Source organism: Amycolatopsis alkalitolerans, assembly GCF_006152065.1.
GTDB lineage: Bacteria > Actinomycetota > Actinomycetes > Mycobacteriales > Pseudonocardiaceae > Amycolatopsis_E > Amycolatopsis_E alkalitolerans.
Window position 1 is genome coordinate 14656 of record NZ_VDFW01000023.1, and the last position, 20177, is coordinate 34832.

Here is a 20177-nt window from a genome sequence, read left to right on the forward strand (position 1 = left end):
CGTTGCAAGCCCCCGGTGGGTTTTCCCGCCGGGGGCTTGTTCGTTTTCAGGGTCGGGTTTTCCGGAGCGCCGACGGGGGAATCGGCGGCTTTCGGGCGGGGTCAGGCCCAGTTCTTGCTCTTGTCGAAGAAGTGCTGGTCGGTGTGGGCGGTCCCGGTGTGGTCCGCGAACTGCCGTCGCTGGGTGGACGCGGCCTGCGCTTCCCAGGACAGGCGCTCGAGGACCCAGTCGCGGGCCAGCGCCTGCGGAGAGGTGCCGCGCTCGTCGGCGAGCTCACGCAGCTGGGCGCTCGCGACGAGGTTGACGCGGAGCTGGAACACCTGCGCCTCGCCGAAGCGCTTGCCGGTGCCGGTGCTCTCCGGTCCGGTCTCGGGGGCGAGTGCGGCGAGGTAGCTGGTGAGCTCGTGATCTTCGGCCGCGACCTCGGATTCCCGGGACGGGGAGTTCCGGTGGCGCCCGGGGTTGACGGGTTTCATGTCGGTTCTGGTGTTACCGCGACGTCCTAGTGATGGAAGAGGCACCCGGCAACGATAACGGTTGAGTCACGCCCCCATGTCCAATGTGACCCGAACCACACCGTGTCGCCGCCGGAATTACTCCATCCGGGCCACGTCCCCACCCACACATCGCAACGGTCGGTCTACTGCCCGTAATCCTCGCAGCTTATCCGCCAACTCCCAACCAACCGCACTCCCATCACGTAATCCTCCCCCGTCCCACCAAACCCGCACGCGACAAGGGGACCCCGAGCCCGGCGCCGACCGCTGCAAATGCGGTGAGGGTTTGCGGAAGCCCAAGACCGCCGACGCGACCCGAACTCACGCCGGGCCCGGCGCTGGTCATTCGAAAAGGCGCCCACGCTCGCCAACAGAAGGAGCTCGCACCGCGGGGGCCCGGGGGCTCGGCCCCCCGGAAGCAATGAGGTCAACGCGAAACCGCAAAGCGGTGAGTAGGAGAGGAGAGGCCCCCGCGCCAGGGGGAGGAACGCGGGGGCCGGAGGGGATCTCCACAGGCGCTGACCGGGGGTGTGTCAGCACTTCGATTGTTACATGACGGTGGGCTAGTTCGCGAGTGGTGAACGGGAAAAAGTCAGGCGCTGCGTCATCTGGTCGTCGCCGCCTGTTCATCCGGCTTCGTGGCTCTGCGTGGGCACGGCGACTGGGCAGGTTCACTCGGCGGGGGGCTGTGGTGTCGTTATTTCTCTGGCTAGCCTCGCGCCCAGTTGCTGGCACGAAGTCTTTGGAGGAGCTATGAGCGGCTCTGCGGAAGTGCGACAGTTCCTCCTTCGGTGCGAAGGCGGCGACACGGGTTCCGGCGGTCTGGGTGGTGTGCCGTCTCAGCGCGCCGGTCACGCCGATGCGCCGAGGGTGTCCGATGATCAGGTCCGGCGGGCTCGGCTGGCTGTCGCCGCCGGCGCCAGGGATGCCGAGGACTGCGCGCAACTGCTGGACATGCTCGGTCTGGTCCCTGATGACGAAGGCCAGATCCCGGCGCAGCGATAAGTGGCAGCCGGCGTGACCGCGGCCACTACTGCTCGCAAACTCGTTGGCGGGACTGGTGTTTTCGCAGCTCGCCGGGGTTCCGCGAGGTTTGGGGATACCGGGTTGGAGGGCGTTCGGGGTGTGCCCTATGCTGGTATCGCTCCCGGGGGGACCTGAGAGCGCGGTCGGTCGGTTCGCCGAAACCGGCCGAGCTCCCATCGTCCAGCGGCCTAGGACTCCGCCCTTTCAAGGCGGCAACGCGGGTTCGAATCCCGTTGGGAGTACGCAGTGCAAGCAAGGCCCTGTGGCGCAGTTGGTTAGCGCGTCGCCCTGTCACGGCGAAGGTCGCGGGTTCGAGTCCCGTCAGGGTCGCAATAACGTCTGGCACGTAGCCGGCGTTTCCGGCCAGGTAGCTCAGTTGGTACGAGCGTCCGCCTGAAAAGCGGAAGGTCGCCGGTTCGACCCCGGCCCTGGCCACCCTCCACGAAGCCGCTCTGGCCCAGGTCAAGGCGGTTTTTTCATGTCCGGGGTCGAGCATGCTGCTGTCCGGTGTTGACCTTGGTTGACCGCTGAGTGCCGTCCCGTGGGGGCACGGCTCTGCTCCCCTTCCCCACTCGTCCGTGCTGAGGTGATCTCCTTGCGGCGCTGTTTTTCGACCCGGCCACCCGCGAGCTGCTGCGGACCCGGCCCAACCCCCTGGAACCCGGTGAAGCGACCCGGCTCCGACGTCAGCGACCGGTTCGGGCCGGTCCCGCGACCCTCGACCGAGCCGATCACCGTGCAGCGTCGGGCGTCTAACACGGGCGTGATCACCGTGGCCGGCCAGAAGGTCGCTCTCGGCCGGCAACACCAGCACCACACCGTGACCGTGCACGTGTCCGACACGACCATCGCAATCGACCTGCCCGGGGGCGACACCATGCTCAGGTGGCAGACACCGGTCGCACGTCACCTGCCGGATGACAGGCCCGACAGTCGCCGCCGGATGCGTGCGCTGTCCTTGGTCGGTGTCTGGGGTGGGTCAGGTGCTGAGGATGCGGGCGAGGTTGGCCAGTTCGTTGGCGCGCCCGTCGAGGAGGCGTTGGGTCCAGGTCTGATCGTGTAGCGGTTCGACAGACATCACGACACGGGTTCCGCTGTCGGTCGCGGCCAGTTCAACCTCGGTGCCGAACTCGTAGGGTTCGCGGTCGGGCACGAAGTCGACTAGCGAGGCGTAGGCCAGCGTCGTGGGCTCGTCGAGGCGGGTGAAGCGCTTGCGCGACACGGTCGCCAGTGGCATTCCCGCCGATTGCATGAACTCGATCGTCTCAGGTGCGGTTGCGGTCATCGTGTAGACCAGTTCCCCGCCTTCGCTCAGGTCCAGGGAGTCGACGGTGGTGGTGAACCCGTCGGGAGCCCACCAGCGGGCGATCCCGCCAGGGGTGGTCCAGAGCGTCCAGATCGTGGTGGGGTCGGCGGGGTAGGTGCGCTCGAGCCGGTGGGTCGTGGTCATGATCAAGTCTCCCTGTGTTCGGGTTCGGACATAGCCAGGACGGAGCCCCGGACGTCCTTTCGACATCCCATGACGTGATGACCGTCACACAGTATGGTCGTGCTCGGCCACGAGGTGCGCCCGATGCCTCCACCACGTTTTCCTACGCCGTTGAGCGCAAGAACCATGTGCCGTGACCATGCACGTGTCCGACACGACTGGGTCATCGACCTGCCCGACGGCGACACCACGACCGTCCGGCGCACCACCGACCAGGCGGCAGACATCCGTCGCACGTCACCTGTCGGATCACATTTGAATTGAGCCTCGATAGCGGCTTTTGGTGCTTGCGGTCGTGAGCCGCGCTATGTTGGTCTGCTGCCTACTGGAAGGTCGCGATGATGTCCGATGCGCTCGATGACGCCAAGCTGTCCGCGATTCTCGTCCACCCGTTGCGCCCCACGAAGGTCATCCTCGTCGACTACGACCCCGGGTGGCCGAGCCGGTTCGCACGGCGTGCCGCCGAGCTCCGGAAAATTCTGGGCGGCCGTGCTCGGTTGATCGAGCATATCGGGTCCACCTCGGTCCCCGGTCTGGTCGCCAAACCGATCGTCGACATCGTCGTCGGCATCGACGATCCGGACGACGAGCAGGCGTACTTGCCCGATCTCGAAACGGCGGGCTACGACCTGCGCGTCCGCGAACCGGAGCATCGGTGCTTCCGGATCGGCGAGCCCGACGAGCCGGTGAACTTGCACTGTTATCCACCCGACCATCTCGAAACGCGCCGGTACCTCGCATTCCGGAATCGCCTGCGGGCCAGCGAAGCGGACCGGGATCTCTACGCCGCGACCAAGCGGGAGTTGGCGAAACGCGAGTGGCGTGACATCAACTACTACGCCGAAGCGAAGCGGCCGGTGATCGACGAGATTCTGGGGCGCGCAGGCTGGCGGGAGTAGCCCTCGACGGCCTGTCACGGAAACGCGGATCGGTACTTGCCGTCGACGAGCTTGACCCAGTTTTCGGTCCAGCCACTGGAGATGGCGATGTCATCGATCGCGCCGGTGGGCAGGCACAGGATCCTGAACTCTTGGCGCGCCGCCCCGTCGCCGTTGCTGATGCGGCCGCGAAGCTGCTCCAGTTCTGCGACGACCTGGTCGACCGAGTCGAACCGAGTCCAGAGGACATCGTGTTCGCCGACGCGGAGGATGGCCAGCAGGTCGTCTATGAAGTCGCAGAGCCGGTCGTCGCCCGTCATCGCTCGATTGTCGCGGATGGCTCGCTGCTTTTCGCTGTCCTGATTGGATGGCGGACGGGATCGGCCTTAGGCTCGCGCGGTGACCAGCGAGGCTTGGGAAGCGCAAGCGAGGAACTGGGTCGCCTGGGCGCGCACGCCTGGCCTGGACTCCTACTGGCGATACCGGTCCGACTTGTTCGGCCTCGTCCCGGCACCAGGGCAGGCGGACGCCTCACCGACCCTGATCGGCGCCGCACGGGATGCGCACCCGGAGGGTGAGTACGTCGTCGCCGACGCGGCGGACCTCCCGTTTGCCGGGGACTCGTTCGACCTGGGCGCAGTGCGCGAGGCGGGCCGTGTCCTCGTGCCTGGCGGGCGGCTCGTGCTTTCGGTGCTCCATCCCGCGAATACGGGTAACAGGACAGTGGCCACCTCGCGTTCGTCGTCGACCGGTCGCGTTCCACGAGCAGGCGGACGGGGACAACGTTCGCGGATTCGCGCGGGCATAACGGACCGTGGCCACTCGCTCGATGATCCGGCGTGCGGTTCATGACGCTCTCGACCACGGGGTGCTCGTCACCGAGGCCGCCGATCCGCCACCAGGCAGCATGACGCCGTGTCATCGCAGGTGTACGACGACATCGGGCGTGCCTACTCGCACGGTCGGCGCACCGATCCCCGCTGGATGGCGGCGATCGCCGCCGCGCTGGGCGGGGCCGGTTCGGTCATCGACGTGGGAGCTGGAACCGGGTCATACGAACCCGCGGCGACGGTGCTGGCGGCCGAGCCTTCACGGCAGATGCTCGGCCAGCGCCGTCCTGGCGCTCCGCCCGCCGTGCAGGCGGTTGCTGAGCGCCTTCCCCTGCGGGACAAGGCTGCGGACGTCGCGATGGCTGTGCTGACCGTGCACCACTGGCGTGACTGGCGAGGTGGGCTTGCCGAGTTGCGCCGCGTCGCGCACTGCCAGCTCGTGCTGGCTTACGACACGCGCCTGCATGCCGAGTACTGGCTTACGCGCGAATACATCCCGGAAATCGCCCGGCTGGAGCTCGCGCGCCCGTCAGCCGGGGACATCGCGGACGAGCTCGGTGCGGACGACGTTGTCGCCCTGCCCGTGCCGTGGGATTTCCGGGACGGCGTGTATCCGGCCTACTGGCGACGCCCCGGCGCGTACCTCGACCCGGGGGTGCGCCGGAACTGTTCCGCCCTCGCGCAAACCGACCCGGCGGCCGTATCCCGCGGCATCGAGCGGCTGCGCCGTGATCTGGACTCGGGCCGCCGGCGCGTGACAGGCCGGCCCTACCCGCGGGTATGCACTGCCAGCCCGGTTCGGCCTGGCTCCACGTGCGGCTTCAGGACCAGGTCCTCGTCGTAGTCCCCGCCGTTCTGGGGGCGGTACGAGATCGGGTCGTCGGTCGCGAGCGTTTCCAGCCGGGCCCGCAGGCCCTTCGCGGCGGCCTCGAACTCCGGCGCGCCCGCGCGGTCCGAGCTGTGCACGGCGAACGGCGGCAGCGCCGACATCCCGGTGTACCAGAAAGTGCCGTGCAGCAAGGGGAACAGCGCCTCCGGCAAAGCCCCGTTGATGCCGCGCGGGCCGAACGGCATCGCGCGGCTGCCGATGGTGATGGCCGCCAGCGCTCGCTTGCCGGCGAGCTTCCCCTCGCCGTACCGCAGGACCCGCCCGCCGTCGCCGGTGAGCCCGTAGCCGAAGCCCTTGACGAAGACCCGGTCGACCCAGCCCTTGAGGATCGCGGGCAGGCCGTACCACCACAGCGGGAACTGCAGGACGAGCGCATCGGCCCACTCGATCTTCTCCTGCTCCGCCCGGATGTCGGGGCTGAGCTGGCCCGATTCGTACGCCGCCGCGGACTCGCCGGGGACGAGAAGGCGCTCGTCCGGGCCCAGCGCGTAATCCTCGCGGTCGACGACCGGGTTCCAGCGCATCGCGTACAGATCCGACTCCCGGTACTCGTGGCCGAGCTCGGTGAGCGCGCGGAGCCCCTCGTCACGCAGTGAGCCGGTCAGCGACCGCGGTTCCGGATGGGCGTAGATCCACAAAACCTTCATGACCACCATCGTGCGATCTGATTGAGCTCGCAACCAGTGGCTTGAAGGCCATGTTGTGCAAGGATCGGGCCATGCACCGTATCGCGTCTCTTGTCCGGCCCGGGCTGCTGCCGATCGAACTCGGCATCGTGCACCAGCTGTTCGGCAACGCGCGCTCGGCCTCGGGCGCACCCCTCTACGAGATCGTCACCTGCACGATCGTCCCCGGCCAGGTGCCCACGGACGCCGACTTCACGATCGCTGTCGAGCGCGGGCCGGAGGCGCTCGCCGCGGCCGACACGGTGATCGTGCTGTCCTCCAAAGGGGACTACCAGCCGCAGACCGGCGGCCGCTTGGACGGGCCCATGGCCGACGCGTTCGCCCGCATCCGCCCCGGCACGCGGATCGCGTCGATCTGCACCGGTGCCTTCCTGCTCGCGGCGGCCGGGCTGCTCGACGGCCGTCGCGCGACCACGCACTGGCGCTCGGCACCCGACCTCCGGGCGCTGTACCCGGCGGTCGAAGTCGAGGAGAACGTGCTCTACACCGACTCCGGGGACGTGCTGACCTCGGCCGGCGTCGCGGCCGGCATCGACCTGTGCCTGCACATGATCCGCCGTGATCACGGCGCCACCGTCGCGAACGAGGTCGCGCGCGGCACGATCGTCGCACCGCATCGTGAAGGCGGGCAGGCGCAGTACATCTCGCGCCCGGTACCCGAACCCCGCAGTTCCTCCACGGCCGGCGCGCGCTCCTGGGCGTTGCGGCATCTGGACCGTCCACTGTCACTTCGGGAGCTCGCCGCGCGGGATTCGATGAGCGTGCGGACCTTCACCCGCCGGTTTCGCGAGGAAGTCGGCATCTCCCCGCTGCAATGGCTCACCCAGCAACGCCTCGAGCGGGCGCGCCAGCTCCTCGAAGAGACGGATCTGGCGATGGACCGGATCGCCTCGGACGCCGGGTTCGGCACGGCGGCTTCGTTGCGCCAGCACTTCCAGTCCGCGGTCGGGGTTTCGCCGAGCACCTACCGGGCAACCTTCCGGGGCGCTCACGGTAGCGAATGGACAGTTCGCGAAAGCGCTTTCTCGGGGGCCAGTGGATCGCGCGGGCAGCGACGATGATCATTGCGGCACACGGAAATCCCGACTTGCCCGGTACCGATAAAGTGATCGGATGGCTGGCGTTAAGCGGCGCACCCAGGCGGAGCGGCGGGCGGCCACCCGGACAGCGCTGCTGGAGGCGACGGTCGAGTGCCTCGTCGAATTCGGCTACGCCAACGTCACCGCGGCGCAGATAGCCACCCGCGCCGGTGTGACACGCGGCGCCCAGGCGCACTATTTCCCCACCAAGGCGGAACTCGTGGTCGCCGGGCTCGAACACGCCACGGGGCGGATCCTGGCGCAGTTCCGCGCCGATCCACCGCACCGGCCCACCGAGGTGGAAACCGTGATGACGCTGGTGGACCGGTTGTGGGAGCTGCACGACGGCAAGGCGTTCACCGCGCTCGTGGAACTGTGGCTGGGCAGCCGCACCGATCCCGAGTTGCGCCAGCACGTGCACCGGTTCAACAGCGAGCTCACCGAGGGGATGAGCGAGATCCTCAACCAGGCCGTCCCCGATTTCCTCGGCAGACCCAGGGGCGCCGCGGTGATGCTCACCGTGCTCGCGGCGATCCGCGGCGTCGTGCTGATGAGTTTCGTGTCGAGCACCCGGACGACGGCGGCGCTCTGGACGATCACCCGTGGCGAGATCGAGGAGATGGTCGCCGAGGTGATCGGGCGATCGTGACTTCAGCCCCACAGCTCATTGGCGGGCAAGGGTTTTCCCAGGTAGTAACCCTGGGCCTGATCGCAGCCGAGGTCCCGGAGCAGGTCCAGCTGCGTCTCGTTCTCGACCCCTTCGGCGACCACGGTCAGGTGCACCGCGTGCGCCATCGCGATGATGCTCGTCACGATCGCCTCGGCGTCGGCCGATTCGCCGAGCTCCAGCACGAACGAGCGGTCGATCTTGAGAGTGTCCAAAGTGAGCCGTTGGAGCTGGGCGAGTGACGAGTAACCGGTGCCGAAATCGTCGATCGCCAGGCGGACCCCGATCTCGCGCAGCGCGGTCAGAGCTTCGCTTGCCAGCGCCGAATCCCGCATGAGCGCGCTCTCGGTGATCTCCAGGCACAGCGCGTTCGCCGGCAGGCCGGTGGTGCGCAGCGTGCGCTCGACTTCCGGGATGAGCCCGGGATCGTCGAGCTGGCGGGTCGACAGGTTGATCTTGAGGTCGACGTCGAGCCCGCGGGCTCGACGCGCCGCCAGCTCCGCCGTGGTGACCCGCAGCACGTGTGAGCCCAGCTGGTTGATCAGGTCGCTTTCCTCGGCGAGCGGGATGAACTCCATCGGAGGCACGGCGCCGTGCACCGGATGCGTCCACCGCAGCAGCCCCTCGACCGCGACCATCCGGTTCGTGCGCAGATCGACGACCGGCTGGTACGCGGTCCAGAGCTTGCCGAGCCGCACGGCGTCGCGCAGGTCCTGCTCGAGCCGCAGGCGCCGCTGCATCTGGCGGCGCAGCTCCACGTTGAAGAACTCGTACCGGCTGCGGCCCCGCGTTTTCGCTTGGTACATCGCGACATCCGCGTCGCGCAGCAGATCGTCCGCGGCCCGCGGATCGCCGTCCGCGGCGAGCACGATGCCGACGCACGCGTCCACATGCAACTGCCGGCCGCCGACCGTGACCGGCTGGGTCACCGACTCGCGCAGATGCTCGGTCACCGCTCGTGCCTCCGGCTCACCGTGTACCCCGGACGCGATCACGACGAACTCGTCACCGCCGAGCCGACCGACGACGTCCTCGTGGCGCACCGCCCGGCGCAGCCGCTCACCGACGATCTTGAGCACCCGGTCGCCGACGGCGTGGCCGAGGGAGTCGTTGATGACCTTGAACTTGTCCAGATCGATGAACAGCACCGCGGTCGAGGTGCGGCGCCGGCCGCGCAGCCGCGCGGTCAGCTCGTTCAGTACGAGGTTCCGGTTCGCCAGCCCGGTCAGCGGGTCATGCGTCGCGTCGTGTTCAAGGCGTTCGCCGATCGCCCGGCGCTCGGTGATGTCGGTGAAGGACAGCACGTAGGCGCTGAGGTCGCTGTCCTCGGGCGTCAACGCGCGGCAGGAGGCCGAAAGCCAGACGTTGCGCCCATCGCGCCGCAGCACTCGCAGCACCCGGCCGTGCTGGGCGATCCCGGTGCGGCGGACCTGCGCCGACGGGTACTCGCTCGGCGACATCCGCTGCCCGGACTCGTCGTAGATCGGCCATTCATGCGGCGAAGAGCTGATCATCGCCGGCGCCGGCACGCCGAGGATCCGCTCCGCGGCCGGGTTCGCCGCGATCACGAGCCCGCTCGAGCTGATCACGAGCACACCTTCGTCCAGTGCCGCGACCACCGTGCTGTACTGCCGCTCGGCCCTCCGGCGCGCGGTTTCGTCGGCGCATACGAGGACGAAGCCGCCGTCCATTTCGGCCGCCGACACGCGGACGCTCAGCGCCGTCCCGTCCGCCGCGCGGTGCGTCTCCTGGCTCACCCCGCCGTCCCGCAGCACCGCGGCCGGATCCAGCGGGGCACCGACCAGTTCGCCGACGTGGCGGCCCAGCGCACCCGCCGAAGGCAGCCCGTAGATCGCCTCGGCGGCCGGATTCCAGCTGGTCACGAGGCCTTCCGCGTCGGTGGCGACGATCGCGTCACTGACGTGCTCGACGAGCGCGGCCTGATAACGCAGCGCCGCCTCGGCGGCCTTCTGCGGGCGGAGGTCGCGCAGCACCACCTGAAAAGCGGGGCGCCCCTCCCAGGTGGTCCGGACCGAGACGAGCTCCGTCCAGACGCGTGTGCCGTCGGGCCGGACGAGCGTCGCCTCCGCCGGTTCCGAAGTCGCCCCGGGCACCGTCAGGTGCCTGAGCCGGCCGAACATGTCCGCCTGCGACCCGGGATCCACATGATCGACGATCGGGTTGCCCACCAGCGCCGTCGGCGAGTCCCCGCCGGCGAACTTCACCGCGGCGGGGTTGGCGTAGACGATCGCGCCGTCCTGGTGCACGACGATGATGTCCGGGCTCATCTCGACCAGCAGTCGGTAGCGGTCGGCCAGGTCGGCGAGTTCGCGGCGCTCCTCGTGCCGGTCGGTGACGTCGTGCGCGATGCCGAAGAGGCGACCGCCGTCGCGCCTGGCGGTCAACCGGAGCCAGCGTGTCTCGCCGATCTCGGTCAGGTAGGACTTCTCCAGTTCGAGGTCCTCCCAGACGTCCGTGCTGCGGACGGCGACGGCGAACGGGTTGATCAGTTCCGCCAGCCGTGCCCGGATCGCCGCCTCGTCCGAGCCCGGCAGGCCGAGCACATCGTCGAGCCCCTGCCGCCAGGACAGCCGGCCGCTGGCAAGGTCCAGCGACCAGACCACCCCGTGGCCTGCCGACAACGCGAGGTCGATGACCTGCTCCTGTTCGAGCGACACTGTGGCAGGACCCTCCGCGCTGCTGGCGTTTGCGTCCATGGTCCGTCCGATCCGCCGAATTCTCCGAGGTCTGCTGTTGCTCCGTTCGGGGTACGACTGTGGACCGAAAGCACCCTTCCCGTCGCTTCCAGCTTGCCACGGCAAGTGAGGTGAAGCCGCTGGTCGTTGGCCCTGTAGGTCCGTTCTGCTCCGAACGGATCGTAGAGGTAACGAACAGGAGGGGCGAGTGTGATGAATTCGCGAGAGATCGGTATCTGTGGAATCGGAGCGGTCACCGGCTACGGCTGGGGACGCGAACTGTTATGGGAGGGTCTCGCCGACGGCAAGCACGCGGCCAGTCTGTTGGGTGGTTACGGGCCCAACCGGGACGAGGCGGCCTGGGTCGCGAGAGTCCCGGAAGGGGGCGACCCGGCCGACGGCCCGAGCCGCTTCGCGCGCGCGATGCGAGCCGCCGCGCGGGAGGCGATCGAGGACGCGCATGAGCGGGGCTGGACCCCGGGCAGGCAGGTCGGCCTGCTGCACGCCGTGGTGCTGGGTGAGGTGGACCTGTGGCGGGAGTTCTACCTGACCCGCAACGGTGACCTGACGCCACGGGAGTACCTGGCGCTCATGCCCTCGACGCCGATGTCGACGTTCATGCAGGACCACGACTTTCACGGTCCCGCGATGAACGTGTCGGCGATGTGTGCCTCCGGCAACGCGGGTCTGCTCACCGCGAAGGCGTGGCTGGACGCCGGGATCGTCGACGATGTGGTGTTCGTCGCGACGGACCTGTCGCTGGTGCCGGAGAACGTGCTGCACTTCGTCCGGCTCGGGGTCGCGATCACCGACGTCGACCCGCTCGACGCCTGCCGCCCGTTCCAGCAGGGCAGCCGCGGGTTCTGCATGGGGGAGGCCGCGGTTTCGTTCGTGCTGTCGAAGCGCGCCGACCGGCCCTACGCGTTGACGCTCGGTGGCGCGATGTCCCATGACGGGCACCACGTGACGTCGATCGAACCGGGGTTGGAGCACGTCCGCGGCTGCTTCCGCGATGCGCTCGCCAACGCGGGCGTGCCCGCTTCGGCCGTGCGCTACCTCAACGCGCACGGTCCGGGCACGAAGCAGTGTGACCGGGCGGAGGCGACCATGCTCGAGGAGCTCTTCGGCTCCGAGACGGGCATCTACTCGATGAAGCCGCTGGTCGGGCACTGCCAGGGTGCCGCGTCAGCGGTCGAGATGGCGACGGCCGCGCTCGCCTACGATCGCGGCTATATCCCTGCCCCGCCGACCGTGGCGCCGGGACACCCGCAGTTGCTGAACGGCCGGACCCCGATCGGGGACGGGCTGACGGTGAAGTCCTCACTCGGGATGGGCGGGCACAACTCCGTCGTCGTCCTTGCCCCGCCGTCGTGATGCTCGGCCGTGAAGGATCTCGCCGGGGCGGAGGTCCTTCACGGCGCAGCGCCGGCGAAGAGTTGCCTTCCGGCGGTGTCAGACACCAGGATCGAAGCATGACTCCGCGCACTACACCTCCGTACCGCGCCGACCATGTCGGTAGCCTGCTGCGCCCCGCGAAGCTGCACGAGGCGAGGGAGAACTTCGCCAAGGGAGTGATCGACGCCGACGGGCTGCGCGCCGTCGAGGACGAGGCCATCCGTGGTGTCGTCGAACTGCAGCGATCCGCCGGCCTGCAGTCCGCCACCGACGGAGAGTTCCGTCGCGCGTCCTGGCATATGGATTTCATCTACCAGCTGCGCGGCATCAGCAAGAGCGACGAGAAGCTGCATGTGCGGTTCCACAACGCCGCCGGGGACATCGAGTTCAACCCGGCCGGGCTGAAGGTGGACGCGAAGGTGGGCCTCGACGGCGTCATCTTCGGGCGGCACTTCGAGTTCCTGAAGTCTATTGTGGACGCTCGGATCACGCCGAAGCAGACCATCCCCTCGCCCAGCATGATCTACTACCGGGGCGGGCGGGCCGCGGTCAGCGAGTCGGTGTACCCGGACCTCGAACAGTTCTACGAGGACCTCGCCGCGGCGTACGCCAAGGAGATCGCGGGCATGGCCTCCCTCGGCTGCACGTACCTGCAGCTGGACGACACGAGCCTGGCCTACCTCAACGACCCCGAGCAGCGCGCGATGGTCGCGAAGATGGGCGGCGATCCGGACAAGCAGCACGTGCGCAACATCAAGACGATGAACGCCGCGCTTGCCGGCAAACCCGCCGGCATGACCGTCACGACGCACCTGTGCCGCGGCAACTTCCGCTCTTCGTGGGTCGCGCAGGGCGGGTACGACTTCGTCGCGGACGCGCTGTTCAACGAGCTCAACGTGGACGGGTACTTCCTCGAGTTCGACGACGAGCGCTCCGGCGGGTTCGAGCCGCTGCGTTTCGTGCCCAAGGGGAAGTACGTCGTGCTGGGCCTGGTCACCACGAAGCGCGGCGAACTGGAGAGCGTCGACTCGCTGCGGCAGCGCATCGAGGCGGCGTCGAAGTACGTCGACATCGACCAGCTCTGCCTTTCGCCGCAGTGCGGGTTCTCCTCGACGGAGGAGGGCAACGACCTCACCGAAGACCAGCAGAAGGCGAAGCTGGAGCGCATCGTCGAAACGGCGGCTGTGGTCTGGGGCTGACCGTATGCTGGTCTGATGCGGCACACCTCGGCAAAGGCGCCTTCGGTCGTCGACCGGGTGCTCGACGTCTTCGGCGCGTTCACCCCGGACAGGCCGTCGCTGAGCCTGTCCGAGCTGAGCCGCCGGACCGGCCTGCCGCTGTCCACGACGCACCGGATAGTCGGCGAGCTGGCCCGGCGCGGCGCGCTGGAGCGGCAGGAGGACGGGCAGTACCGCGTCGGCCTGTGGTTGTGGGAGATCGCGTCGCTCTCGCACGGGATGGGCCTGCGTGAAGCCGCGATGCCGTATCTCGAAGACCTGTACGAGGCGACCCACGAGAACGTGCAACTCGCCGTGCTCGACGCGCCCGAGGTGGTCTACGTCGAGCGGATCTCCGGGCGTAACGCGGTCAGCATCCTGTCGCGGGTCGGGAGCCGGCTGGACGCGCATGCCACCGGGGTCGGGCTCGTATTGCTGGCGCACGCCCCGGCCGAGGTGCAGGAGAAGGTGCTCGCCGGACCGTTGAAGGCGTACACCCCGAAGACGATCTGCGCGCCGGAACAGCTGCGCCGGGTGCTGGCCGACGTGCGGCGCGACGGGTTCGTGATCAGCGACCGGCAGGTCGAGCTGGTGTCGCTATCGGTCGCGGCGCCCGTATACGGGCACCAGGACAGTGTCGTGGCGGCGATCTCGATCGTCGTGCCGGCGGCAGGTACCGAACCGCGCACCCTGGTGCCGGCGGTCCGCGCGGCCGCGCGCGGGATCTCCCGCAGGCTCGGCGCGCCGAGGGCGACGCGCCAGCCGGACTTCTAGCCAGTGGAAGGGCGACTGCGTTTTCGGCGCTCGCAATCCATGCTGGGGGCCGGACGACGAGGCCAGGGAGGTTGCACGTGGCGCGGACACAGGTGGGCATCATCGGCGCGGGGCCGGCGGGCTTGCTGCTGTCGTACTTGCTGCACTCCGAGGGTATCGACGCCGTCGTCATCGAGGCGCGCAGCCGTGAGTACGTGGAACGGCGCGTGCGTGCGGGGGTGTGCGAGCATCCGACGGTCGAGTTGTTGCGGGAGATCGGGGTCGGCGCCCGGCTCGATGCGGAAGGGCTGCCGCATCACGGTTTCTCGCTCCGGTTCGATCGCGAGGACCACCGGATCGCGCTGTCCGAACTGACCGAAAAGACGATCACGGTGTACGGCCAGCAGGAGATCGTGAAGGACCTCATCGCCGCACACGAGGCGAAGGGCTATCCGGTCGAATTCGAAGTGTCCGATGTGGAGCTTCACGGGATCGAAGATCGGCCGCGGGTGACCTATCGCGACGCGGACGGTGTGTCGCGCGTGCTGGACTGCGACGTGATCGCGGGCTGCGACGGGTTCCACGGGGTGAGCCGGCCGTCGATGCCCGGGCTGAAGGCGGTGGATCGCGAGTACCCGTTCGCCTGGCTCGGCGTGCTGGCGCGGACTCCGCCCTCGCACGAGGAGCTGATCTACACCTACCATGAGCGTGGCTTCGCCCTGCACAGCATGCGTTCCCCGGAGATCACGCGGCTGTACCTGCAGGTTCCGGTCGACGAGAAGATCGAGGAGTGGTCGGACGACCGCATCTGGTCGGAGCTCTCGGCGCGCCTCGAGACCGCCGGTGGTTTCTCGTTGAGCGAGGGCCCGATCCTGGACAAGGGCATCACGCCCATGCGCAGCTTCGTCGCCGAGCCGATGCAGTACGGCCGCCTCTTCCTGGCCGGCGACTCGGCGCACATCGTCCCGCCCACCGGGGCGAAAGGCATGAACCTGGCCGTCGCGGATGTGCGGGTGCTGTCCCGGGCGCTCGTGGACCTGTTGCAACACGGGCGAAGCGAGCTGGCTGAGTCCTATTCGGACACTTGCCTGAGGCGGGTGTGGCGTGCCGAGCATTTCTCCTGGTACATGACCTCGATGCTGCACATCGACCCCGACGGCGGCGACTTCCAGCGCCGTCTCCAGCTCTCCCAACTGCGGTACACGGCGTCATCGCGAGCAGCGGCGACCAGCCTGGCGGAGAACTACGTCGGGCTGCCGTTCGGCTGAGCGCGAGGCGCGTGGCCAGCATGCTCACCAGAGCATGCTCACTGTGCCATGATGAGCATGTTAGTGAGCATGTAGGAGTGGCAGTGCTGGACGAGGAGCTCGGGGACGTCGTCAAGAACCTGCGCGCGCTCGGGGCGGACGATGCGGACGTAGAAGCGAAACGGGCCGAGGACAGGCTGCCTCGATCGGTCCGCGATACCTTGTCCGCGTTCGCCAACACACGCGGCGGGATGCTGATCCTCGGTCTTGACGAGATGTCCGGGTTCCGGGCGTCCGGCGTCCGGAACGCCGCCAAGATGGTTGCGGATCTCGGTGCGGTCTGTGCCGGCGAAATGGATCCGCCACTTCGGCCTCTGATAAGGACGCATCGGTTCGAAGGGGTGGACGTGATCGTCGCGGAAGTGCCTGCGCTCGATCGCACGCGAAGGCCCTGCTTCGCTCGCGGAGCCGACTCGCGCCAGGCCACTGCCGAGTTGGGTGATCTGGTGGCACGGGGTCTGGTGGTGCAAACGGGGAGCCGTCGCTGGGCCCGCTACGAACTCGTTTCCTCTTCCGCGCTGGGAGCCGCACCGGGAGCCAGGGCTGATCGTCGCCGGGAAGTGCTCGAAGCGCTGGGTGCCGCTGAGTTGACCAGAGCTGAAATCGCAGAACGGCTTGGCATGTCCGGAAAAACGGTCGCGCGCTGGCTGCGCATCCTGCGGAATGAAGGCACGGTGGATGTTGTCGGCGAGTCGATCAGAAGCCCTAAGGTCCGTTATCGCCGGACGGGTAAGGCCATGCTCGGCGACGAATGATCGTCAACTCTAGGTTGACGCAACCGGATCGTCAACCTAGAGTTGACGCATGACCAATCCCGTCAAACTCGACGATCTGATCGAGTCCGTGAAGAACCAGCACCCGGGGGCGGGCGCCCTCCAGCAGTTGTCCGACGCGATGCTCGTGGCCGAGCAGGTCGGCGAGGTCGCCGATCACCTCATCGGCCATTTCGTCGACCAGGCAAGGCGATCCGGTGCGTCCTGGTCCGAAATCGGTACCAGCATGGGCGTTTCGAAGCAGGCGGCACAGAAACGCTTCGTCCCCAGGAGTTCCGACGAGGTGGATTACAGCCGTTTCACCGTGCGCACCCAGCGGGCCCTCGAGACGGCCGGGAAAGCGGCCCGCGGAGTGGGCAACGACGAGATCGGCCCCGCCCACATCCTGCTCGGCCTGATCGGTGAGCGCGAGAGCCTCGCGCAGAGGATCATCGAGAAGCTGGGTGGTTCCCCCGCCGCGCTCGGTGAGCGGGTCACGGCTGTGCTGCCGCCGCCCGCCGGGACCGTGCCCGAGCGCATCCCGTTCAGCGCGGCCAGCCGTAAGGCGCTCGAACTCACCGTCCGGGAAGCCCTGCGGCTGGGCCACAACTACATCGGCACCGAGCACATCCTGCTCGGCCTGCTCGAACAGGCCGAAGGCCCGGCCTACGAGGTGCTCACCGGCCTCGGCATCACCAAGGCCGCCGCCGAGGACGAACTCAAGGCGATACTCAGCACGCTGACCGCGCCGTGAGGGGGCCCCTCATGCCCTTTACGGCTGTGGGGGACCCCCTCACGGCAAGGCCCCGCAAGACCCATCAGGCTGGGGACTCCGGGCGGTCCGAGGTTGCCCACGCGGTGTGGAACGAGCCCTCCCGGTCGACGCGGCGGTAGGTGTGCGCGCCGAAGAAGTCGCGCTGCCCCTGCACGAGTGCGGCCGGGAGCCGTTCCGCGCGGAGACCGTCGTAGTAGGCCAATGCGGTCGAGAACCCGGGCGCCGGGATGCCCAGCCGGACCGCCGTCGCGACCACCGAACGCCACGAGTCCTGCGCGTCCTCGACGGCCTTGCGGAAGTCGCCGGAAGTCAGCAGGGTCGGCAGGCCCGGCTCGGCCGCGAACGCGGCGGACACGTCGTCGAGGAACTTCGCGCGGATGATGCAGCCGCCGCGCCAGATCTTCGCCACCGCACCGAGGTCGATGTCCCAGCCGAACTCGGCGCCACCGGCCTGGATCTGGTTGAAGCCCTGCGCGTACGCGACGATCTTCGACGCGTACAGCGCGCGCTCGACGTCGTCGGCGAAGCTCTCCGCCGCCGCACCGGTCAGCGGCGCGCGGGACGGGCCGGGCAGGCCTCGGCTGGCGGCCCGCAGGTCGGCACTGCCGGAAAGGGAACGCGCGAAGACAGCCTCGGCGATCCCGCTGACCGGCACCCCGAGATCCAGCGCGGTCTGCACCGTCCAGCGGCCGGTGCCCTTCTGCTCGGCCTGGTCGGTCACGATGTCCACGAACGGCTTGCCGGTCGCGGCGTCGGTGTGCGCGAGCACCTCGGCGGTGATCTCGATCAGGTACGAGTCGAGCCGGCCGGTGTTCCACGTGCGGAACACGTCGGCGATCTGCGCCGGCGAGTGGCCGAGCGCGCCGCGCAGCAGGTCGAAGGACTCCGCGATCAACTGCATGTCCGCGTACTCGATGCCGTTGTGCACCATCTTGACGAAGTGCCCGGCGCCGTCGGGGCCGATGTGCGTGCAGCACGGCTCACCGTCCACTTTGGCCGAAATGTCCTCGAACAGCGGGCCGAGGGACTCGTAGGACTCCTTGGAGCCACCGGGCATGATGCTCGGCCCGTGCAGCGCACCCTCCTCACCGCCGGAGACGCCGGTGCCGACGAAGTGCAGCCCCCGCTCGCGCAGCGCCGCTTCACGGCGGCGCGTGTCCGCGAAATGTGCGTTGCCGGCGTCGACGATCACGTCGCCCTTCTCCAGCAGCGGGGCGAACTCGTCGATGACGGCGTCGGTCGGGGCGCCGGCCTTGACCATGATCACGATCTGTCGCGGCCGCTCCAGCGCGTCGACGAACTCCTGCGCGGAGTAGGCCGGGATGAAGTCGCCTTCGTCGCCGAACTGCTCGACCAGGTCGCGCGTGCGCTGCTCGGAACGGTTGTGCAGGGCGACGGTGTGGCCGTGCCGGGCCAGGTTCCGGGCGAGGTTGCGGCCCATGACCGCAAGCCCGGTGACCCCGATACTTGCCTTCTTGCTCATTGTCCGCCTTCCGTTTTCGCCTACTTCGAACCCTAGCGCGGCCGGGGCCCGCCCCGGCGAACGCGCGAGTAACTGGCGTTCGGCGCGATTTCCTGCCATCCTTGGCGGCTGTCACTGTGACAATCCGGTGTGTGATCACGGACCGTCAACGGCCTATGATCGTAGCTTGGAGTGAAAGGTCGAGGGGCCCCGGAAGTGAGCGATGGCTAGCACCGTTACCTCGCGGCGCAAGCAGCTCGGTAACGAGCTTCGCCATGCCCGTACCGCGGCCAAGATGACGCAGCAGCAGGTGGCCGAGGTGCTGGGCTGCACCCAGGGCAAGGTCAACAAGATCGAATCGGGCGCCGTCGGCGTCAAGCTCGGCGACGTGCGGACGATGCTGGATGCGTTCGGCGTCAACGGGGACGAGTCCGAGGCGCTGATGAACCTGGCCCGTGCGGCGGCCGGGCAGCGCGGGCACTGGTCCGGTTACCGGTCCGTGGTGCCGCACTGGTTCCGCACTTTCACCGATCTCGAACCGGCTGCCGCGGAGATCATGACCTGGCACGGCGAGCGCGTCCCGGGGCCGCTGCAGTCCGAGCACTACATGCTCAAGCAGTTCACCGAGTTCGGCGCCACGGACGTGACTTCCCTGGTGCGCAACCGGCTCGACCGCAAGGCGGTGTTCGACCAGCCGCAGCCGCCCTACTACCGGTTCATCCTGAGCGAGGCCGCGTTGCGGCGCGCGCCGGGCGGCAAGGCGCCGGCCGTGATGCTCGACCAGATCGAGCACCTGATGGAACTCGACCGGCGCCAGCGGGTGTACATCCACGTGCTGACGTTCGAGGCCCGCCTGGCGGCCGTGCCCAACGACTTCACCATCATGCGTTTCCCTGACCGCACAAGGGATTTCGTCTACATCGAGCATTCCGCCGGCGGTATCTACCTGGACGACCAGAAGGACTTCCAGCTCTTCGTCGACGGCTGGGACAGGCTTCGCGGCGCCGCGCTGGAACGCCAGGAGACCCGCGAGTTCCTCAAGGAAATGGCCGAGTCCTATCGCGCGGAGATGGGCCAGCGCTTCTGACGTACCTTGCCCAGCCGGGATTCTCAGGCGTGGGACTTCAGCAGCGCGAATTCGAGGTGGTACCACCAGCTGTGCCGTTGCCGCCGGAGGCCGCCGGTGATCGTCGGCCTGGGCCGGTCCGCGAACCCGGTGCGGGCTTCGTCCTCGTCGCGGTCGCGTCGCCGTTTCACCGTGGTCACGTCACCGATCCTGACGGTCATCGGCCCATCCTTCCCAGTTCGTGCCGGGCACCCGTGACGAGACAGCACTCGCACGGCATTCCGGCGCCAAGGCGCAGCCATTCGATGTCGGTGAGCGAGAGTTCGGTTCCGCACCGCGCCGTGATCGAGCCGTGCAGTGCGACGCCGGGACGCACGTGGAACAGGTGAGCACTGCGCCGAGTCTCCCCGACGACACCGCTCGCCGGCCGGCCGATCAGCGTCACCGGCTCGGGCCAGTCCTCTCGCAGATACCAGACGAACGCGGCGTTCGCGTCCGTGCGGAGCCAGTCGAGCATCTGGGCGAGCGCTTCGGCCGGCGTGGCGACGCCGACCGCCTTCTCGTGCCCGTCGATCCGGCCGACGACCATGAAGGGGGCCGGTGGCGACACCGTGAGCGTGCTGCCCGCGGCTGCTCCGAACACGATGAACCTCCCCGCAAGGATGGCTGCCCGGCCTGGTGAGGCAGGAGCTCGGTCACAAGGGCTTGTACCC

21 protein-coding genes and 3 tRNA genes are annotated in these 20177 nt (G+C 68.5%); 15 read left to right on the top strand and 9 right to left on the bottom strand.

Annotated elements, in window-relative coordinates:
- Window positions 1–101: 101 nt before the first annotated feature.
- Window positions 102–521, bottom strand: a complete 420-nt coding sequence (locus FG385_RS23425) for a hypothetical protein (RefSeq protein WP_139098935.1) — start codon at window positions 519–521, stop codon at window positions 102–104.
- Window positions 522–1250: 729 nt separating this feature from the next.
- Here FG385_RS23425 and FG385_RS23430 point away from each other — a divergent pair.
- The 4 genes from FG385_RS23430 (at window position 1251) to FG385_RS23445 (ending at window position 1958) form a co-directional block, all read left to right on the top strand.
- Entirely contained in the window at window positions 1251–1502 is a 252-nt protein-coding gene (locus FG385_RS23430) for a hypothetical protein (RefSeq protein WP_139098936.1), read from the top strand.
- Between the two features lie 190 nt (window positions 1503–1692).
- Window positions 1693–1765 (top strand) — tRNA-Glu (locus tag FG385_RS23435).
- A 14-nt stretch (window positions 1766–1779) separates the two neighbouring features.
- Window positions 1780–1853: transfer RNA gene (locus FG385_RS23440), tRNA-Asp, on the top strand.
- Window positions 1854–1884: 31 nt separating this feature from the next.
- Window positions 1885–1958 (top strand) — tRNA-Phe (locus FG385_RS23445).
- 544 nt (window positions 1959–2502) lie between these two features.
- Here the strand turns inward: FG385_RS23445 and FG385_RS23450 are convergent.
- Window positions 2503–2973 carry an SRPBCC family protein gene (locus FG385_RS23450; RefSeq protein ID WP_139098937.1) on the bottom strand — a complete coding sequence of 157 codons (471 nt, stop codon included), beginning with the start codon at window positions 2971–2973 and terminating at the stop codon, window positions 2503–2505.
- A 380-nt stretch (window positions 2974–3353) separates the two neighbouring features.
- On the opposite strand from FG385_RS23450, the gene FG385_RS23455 reads away from it, so the two are divergent.
- Window positions 3354–3911, top strand: a complete 558-nt coding sequence (locus FG385_RS23455; RefSeq protein WP_235022751.1) for a GrpB family protein — start codon at window positions 3354–3356, stop codon at window positions 3909–3911.
- Window positions 3912–3925: 14 nt separating this feature from the next.
- On the opposite strand, the gene FG385_RS23460 is transcribed toward FG385_RS23455, so the two are convergent.
- A complete protein-coding gene (locus tag FG385_RS23460; protein ID WP_139098939.1) occupies window positions 3926–4210 on the bottom strand; it encodes a hypothetical protein in 285 nt (94 codons plus the stop codon).
- A 211-nt stretch (window positions 4211–4421) separates the two neighbouring features.
- Window positions 4422–4589, bottom strand: coding sequence for a hypothetical protein (locus tag FG385_RS34035; RefSeq protein ID WP_160148871.1), 168 nt, complete (start codon window positions 4587–4589; stop codon window positions 4422–4424).
- A 285-nt stretch (window positions 4590–4874) separates the two neighbouring features.
- Here FG385_RS34035 and FG385_RS23465 point away from each other — a divergent pair, with 285 nt between their 5' ends.
- Window positions 4875–5564, top strand: a complete 690-nt coding sequence (locus FG385_RS23465) for a class I SAM-dependent methyltransferase (protein ID WP_139099018.1) — start codon at window positions 4875–4877, stop codon at window positions 5562–5564.
- Here FG385_RS23465 and FG385_RS23470 read toward each other — a convergent pair.
- Window positions 5489–6256, bottom strand: a complete 768-nt coding sequence (locus FG385_RS23470; RefSeq protein WP_139098940.1) for an NAD(P)H-dependent oxidoreductase — start codon at window positions 6254–6256, stop codon at window positions 5489–5491. The genes FG385_RS23465 and FG385_RS23470 overlap by 76 nt on opposite strands.
- Before the next feature lie 71 nt (window positions 6257–6327).
- On the opposite strand from FG385_RS23470, the gene FG385_RS23475 reads away from it, so the two are divergent.
- Complete coding sequence (locus FG385_RS23475; RefSeq protein ID WP_235022752.1) at window positions 6328–7356, top strand: GlxA family transcriptional regulator; 1029 nt, start codon at window positions 6328–6330, stop codon at window positions 7354–7356.
- Between the two features lie 52 nt (window positions 7357–7408).
- Complete coding sequence (locus FG385_RS23480) at window positions 7409–8023, top strand: TetR/AcrR family transcriptional regulator (RefSeq protein ID WP_139098942.1); 615 nt, start codon at window positions 7409–7411, stop codon at window positions 8021–8023.
- A gap of 2 nt (window positions 8024–8025) precedes the next feature.
- On the opposite strand, the gene FG385_RS23485 is transcribed toward FG385_RS23480, so the two are convergent.
- A complete protein-coding gene (locus FG385_RS23485; protein ID WP_139098943.1) occupies window positions 8026–10758 on the bottom strand; it encodes a sensor domain-containing protein in 2733 nt (910 codons plus the stop codon).
- Between the two features lie 192 nt (window positions 10759–10950).
- Between FG385_RS23485 and FG385_RS23490 the strand changes: the two genes are divergently transcribed.
- From FG385_RS23490 to FG385_RS23515, 6 genes are all read left to right on the top strand, one after another.
- Entirely contained in the window at window positions 10951–12111 is a 1161-nt protein-coding gene (locus tag FG385_RS23490; RefSeq protein ID WP_139098944.1) for a beta-ketoacyl synthase N-terminal-like domain-containing protein, read from the top strand.
- A gap of 98 nt (window positions 12112–12209) precedes the next feature.
- Window positions 12210–13331, top strand: coding sequence for a 5-methyltetrahydropteroyltriglutamate--homocysteine S-methyltransferase (locus FG385_RS23495; RefSeq protein WP_139098945.1), 1122 nt, complete (start codon window positions 12210–12212; stop codon window positions 13329–13331).
- 15 nt (window positions 13332–13346) lie between these two features.
- Window positions 13347–14123 carry an IclR family transcriptional regulator gene (locus FG385_RS23500; protein WP_139098946.1) on the top strand — a complete coding sequence of 259 codons (777 nt, stop codon included), beginning with the start codon at window positions 13347–13349 and terminating at the stop codon, window positions 14121–14123.
- 77 nt (window positions 14124–14200) lie between these two features.
- On the top strand, window positions 14201–15370 hold the full coding sequence (locus FG385_RS23505; protein ID WP_139098947.1) for a 4-hydroxybenzoate 3-monooxygenase: 1170 nt from the start codon (window positions 14201–14203) through the stop codon (window positions 15368–15370).
- An 83-nt stretch (window positions 15371–15453) separates the two neighbouring features.
- Window positions 15454–16164, top strand: a complete 711-nt coding sequence (locus FG385_RS23510) for an RNA-binding domain-containing protein (protein ID WP_139098948.1) — start codon at window positions 15454–15456, stop codon at window positions 16162–16164.
- 49 nt (window positions 16165–16213) lie between these two features.
- Window positions 16214–16915: a Clp protease N-terminal domain-containing protein gene (locus tag FG385_RS23515; protein ID WP_139098949.1), complete on the top strand. Its 702-nt coding sequence runs from the start codon at window positions 16214–16216 to the stop codon at window positions 16913–16915.
- A 64-nt stretch (window positions 16916–16979) separates the two neighbouring features.
- Here FG385_RS23515 and gndA read toward each other — a convergent pair whose 3' ends face one another.
- Window positions 16980–18419 carry an NADP-dependent phosphogluconate dehydrogenase gene (gene gndA, locus FG385_RS23520; protein ID WP_139098950.1) on the bottom strand — a complete coding sequence of 480 codons (1440 nt, stop codon included), beginning with the start codon at window positions 18417–18419 and terminating at the stop codon, window positions 16980–16982.
- A 202-nt stretch (window positions 18420–18621) separates the two neighbouring features.
- Here gndA and FG385_RS23525 point away from each other — a divergent pair, with 202 nt between their 5' ends.
- Window positions 18622–19485, top strand: a complete 864-nt coding sequence (locus tag FG385_RS23525; RefSeq protein WP_139098951.1) for a helix-turn-helix domain-containing protein — start codon at window positions 18622–18624, stop codon at window positions 19483–19485.
- A gap of 23 nt (window positions 19486–19508) precedes the next feature.
- Here the strand turns inward: FG385_RS23525 and FG385_RS34040 are convergent, their stop codons facing one another.
- Both FG385_RS34040 and FG385_RS23530 read right to left on the bottom strand, forming a co-directional pair.
- The gene (locus FG385_RS34040) at window positions 19509–19685 is read right to left on the bottom strand and encodes a hypothetical protein (protein WP_160148872.1); all 177 of its coding nucleotides are present in this window, start codon (window positions 19683–19685) and stop codon (window positions 19509–19511) included.
- Entirely contained in the window at window positions 19682–20107 is a 426-nt protein-coding gene (locus tag FG385_RS23530; protein ID WP_235022753.1) for a hypothetical protein, read from the bottom strand. Before FG385_RS23530 ends, FG385_RS34040 begins: the two co-directional genes overlap by 4 nt.
- Window positions 20108–20177 lie beyond the last annotated feature (70 nt).

Bases quoted from the DNA above. Each gene is read 5' to 3' on its own strand.
- gndA (WP_139098950.1), bottom strand. From the start codon at position 18,419: ATGAGCAAGAAGGCAAGTATCGGGGTCACCGGGCTTGCGGTCATGGGC.
- FG385_RS23460 (WP_139098939.1), bottom strand. From the start codon at position 4,210: ATGACGGGCGACGACCGGCTCTGCGACTTCATAGACGACCTGCTGGCC.
- FG385_RS23490 (WP_139098944.1), top strand. From the start codon at position 10,951: ATGAATTCGCGAGAGATCGGTATCTGTGGAATCGGAGCGGTCACCGGC.
- FG385_RS23525 (WP_139098951.1), top strand. From the start codon at position 18,622: ATGGCTAGCACCGTTACCTCGCGGCGCAAGCAGCTCGGTAACGAGCTT.
- FG385_RS23465 (WP_139099018.1), top strand. From the start codon at position 4,875: ATGGCGGCGATCGCCGCCGCGCTGGGCGGGGCCGGTTCGGTCATCGAC.
- FG385_RS23515 (WP_139098949.1), top strand. From the start codon at position 16,214: ATGACCAATCCCGTCAAACTCGACGATCTGATCGAGTCCGTGAAGAAC.
- FG385_RS34040 (WP_160148872.1), bottom strand. From the start codon at position 19,685: ATGACCGTCAGGATCGGTGACGTGACCACGGTGAAACGGCGACGCGAC.
- FG385_RS23475 (WP_235022752.1), top strand. From the start codon at position 6,328: ATGCACCGTATCGCGTCTCTTGTCCGGCCCGGGCTGCTGCCGATCGAA.
- FG385_RS23485 (WP_139098943.1), bottom strand. From the start codon at position 10,758: ATGGACGCAAACGCCAGCAGCGCGGAGGGTCCTGCCACAGTGTCGCTC.
- FG385_RS23470 (WP_139098940.1), bottom strand. From the start codon at position 6,256: ATGAAGGTTTTGTGGATCTACGCCCATCCGGAACCGCGGTCGCTGACC.
- FG385_RS34035 (WP_160148871.1), bottom strand. From the start codon at position 4,589: ATGGAGCACCGAAAGCACGAGCCGCCCGCCAGGCACGAGGACACGGCC.
- FG385_RS23500 (WP_139098946.1), top strand. From the start codon at position 13,347: ATGCGGCACACCTCGGCAAAGGCGCCTTCGGTCGTCGACCGGGTGCTC.
- FG385_RS23450 (WP_139098937.1), bottom strand. From the start codon at position 2,973: ATGACCACGACCCACCGGCTCGAGCGCACCTACCCCGCCGACCCCACC.
- FG385_RS23495 (WP_139098945.1), top strand. From the start codon at position 12,210: ATGACTCCGCGCACTACACCTCCGTACCGCGCCGACCATGTCGGTAGC.
- FG385_RS23430 (WP_139098936.1), top strand. From the start codon at position 1,251: ATGAGCGGCTCTGCGGAAGTGCGACAGTTCCTCCTTCGGTGCGAAGGC.
- FG385_RS23480 (WP_139098942.1), top strand. From the start codon at position 7,409: ATGGCTGGCGTTAAGCGGCGCACCCAGGCGGAGCGGCGGGCGGCCACC.
- FG385_RS23455 (WP_235022751.1), top strand. From the start codon at position 3,354: ATGTCCGATGCGCTCGATGACGCCAAGCTGTCCGCGATTCTCGTCCAC.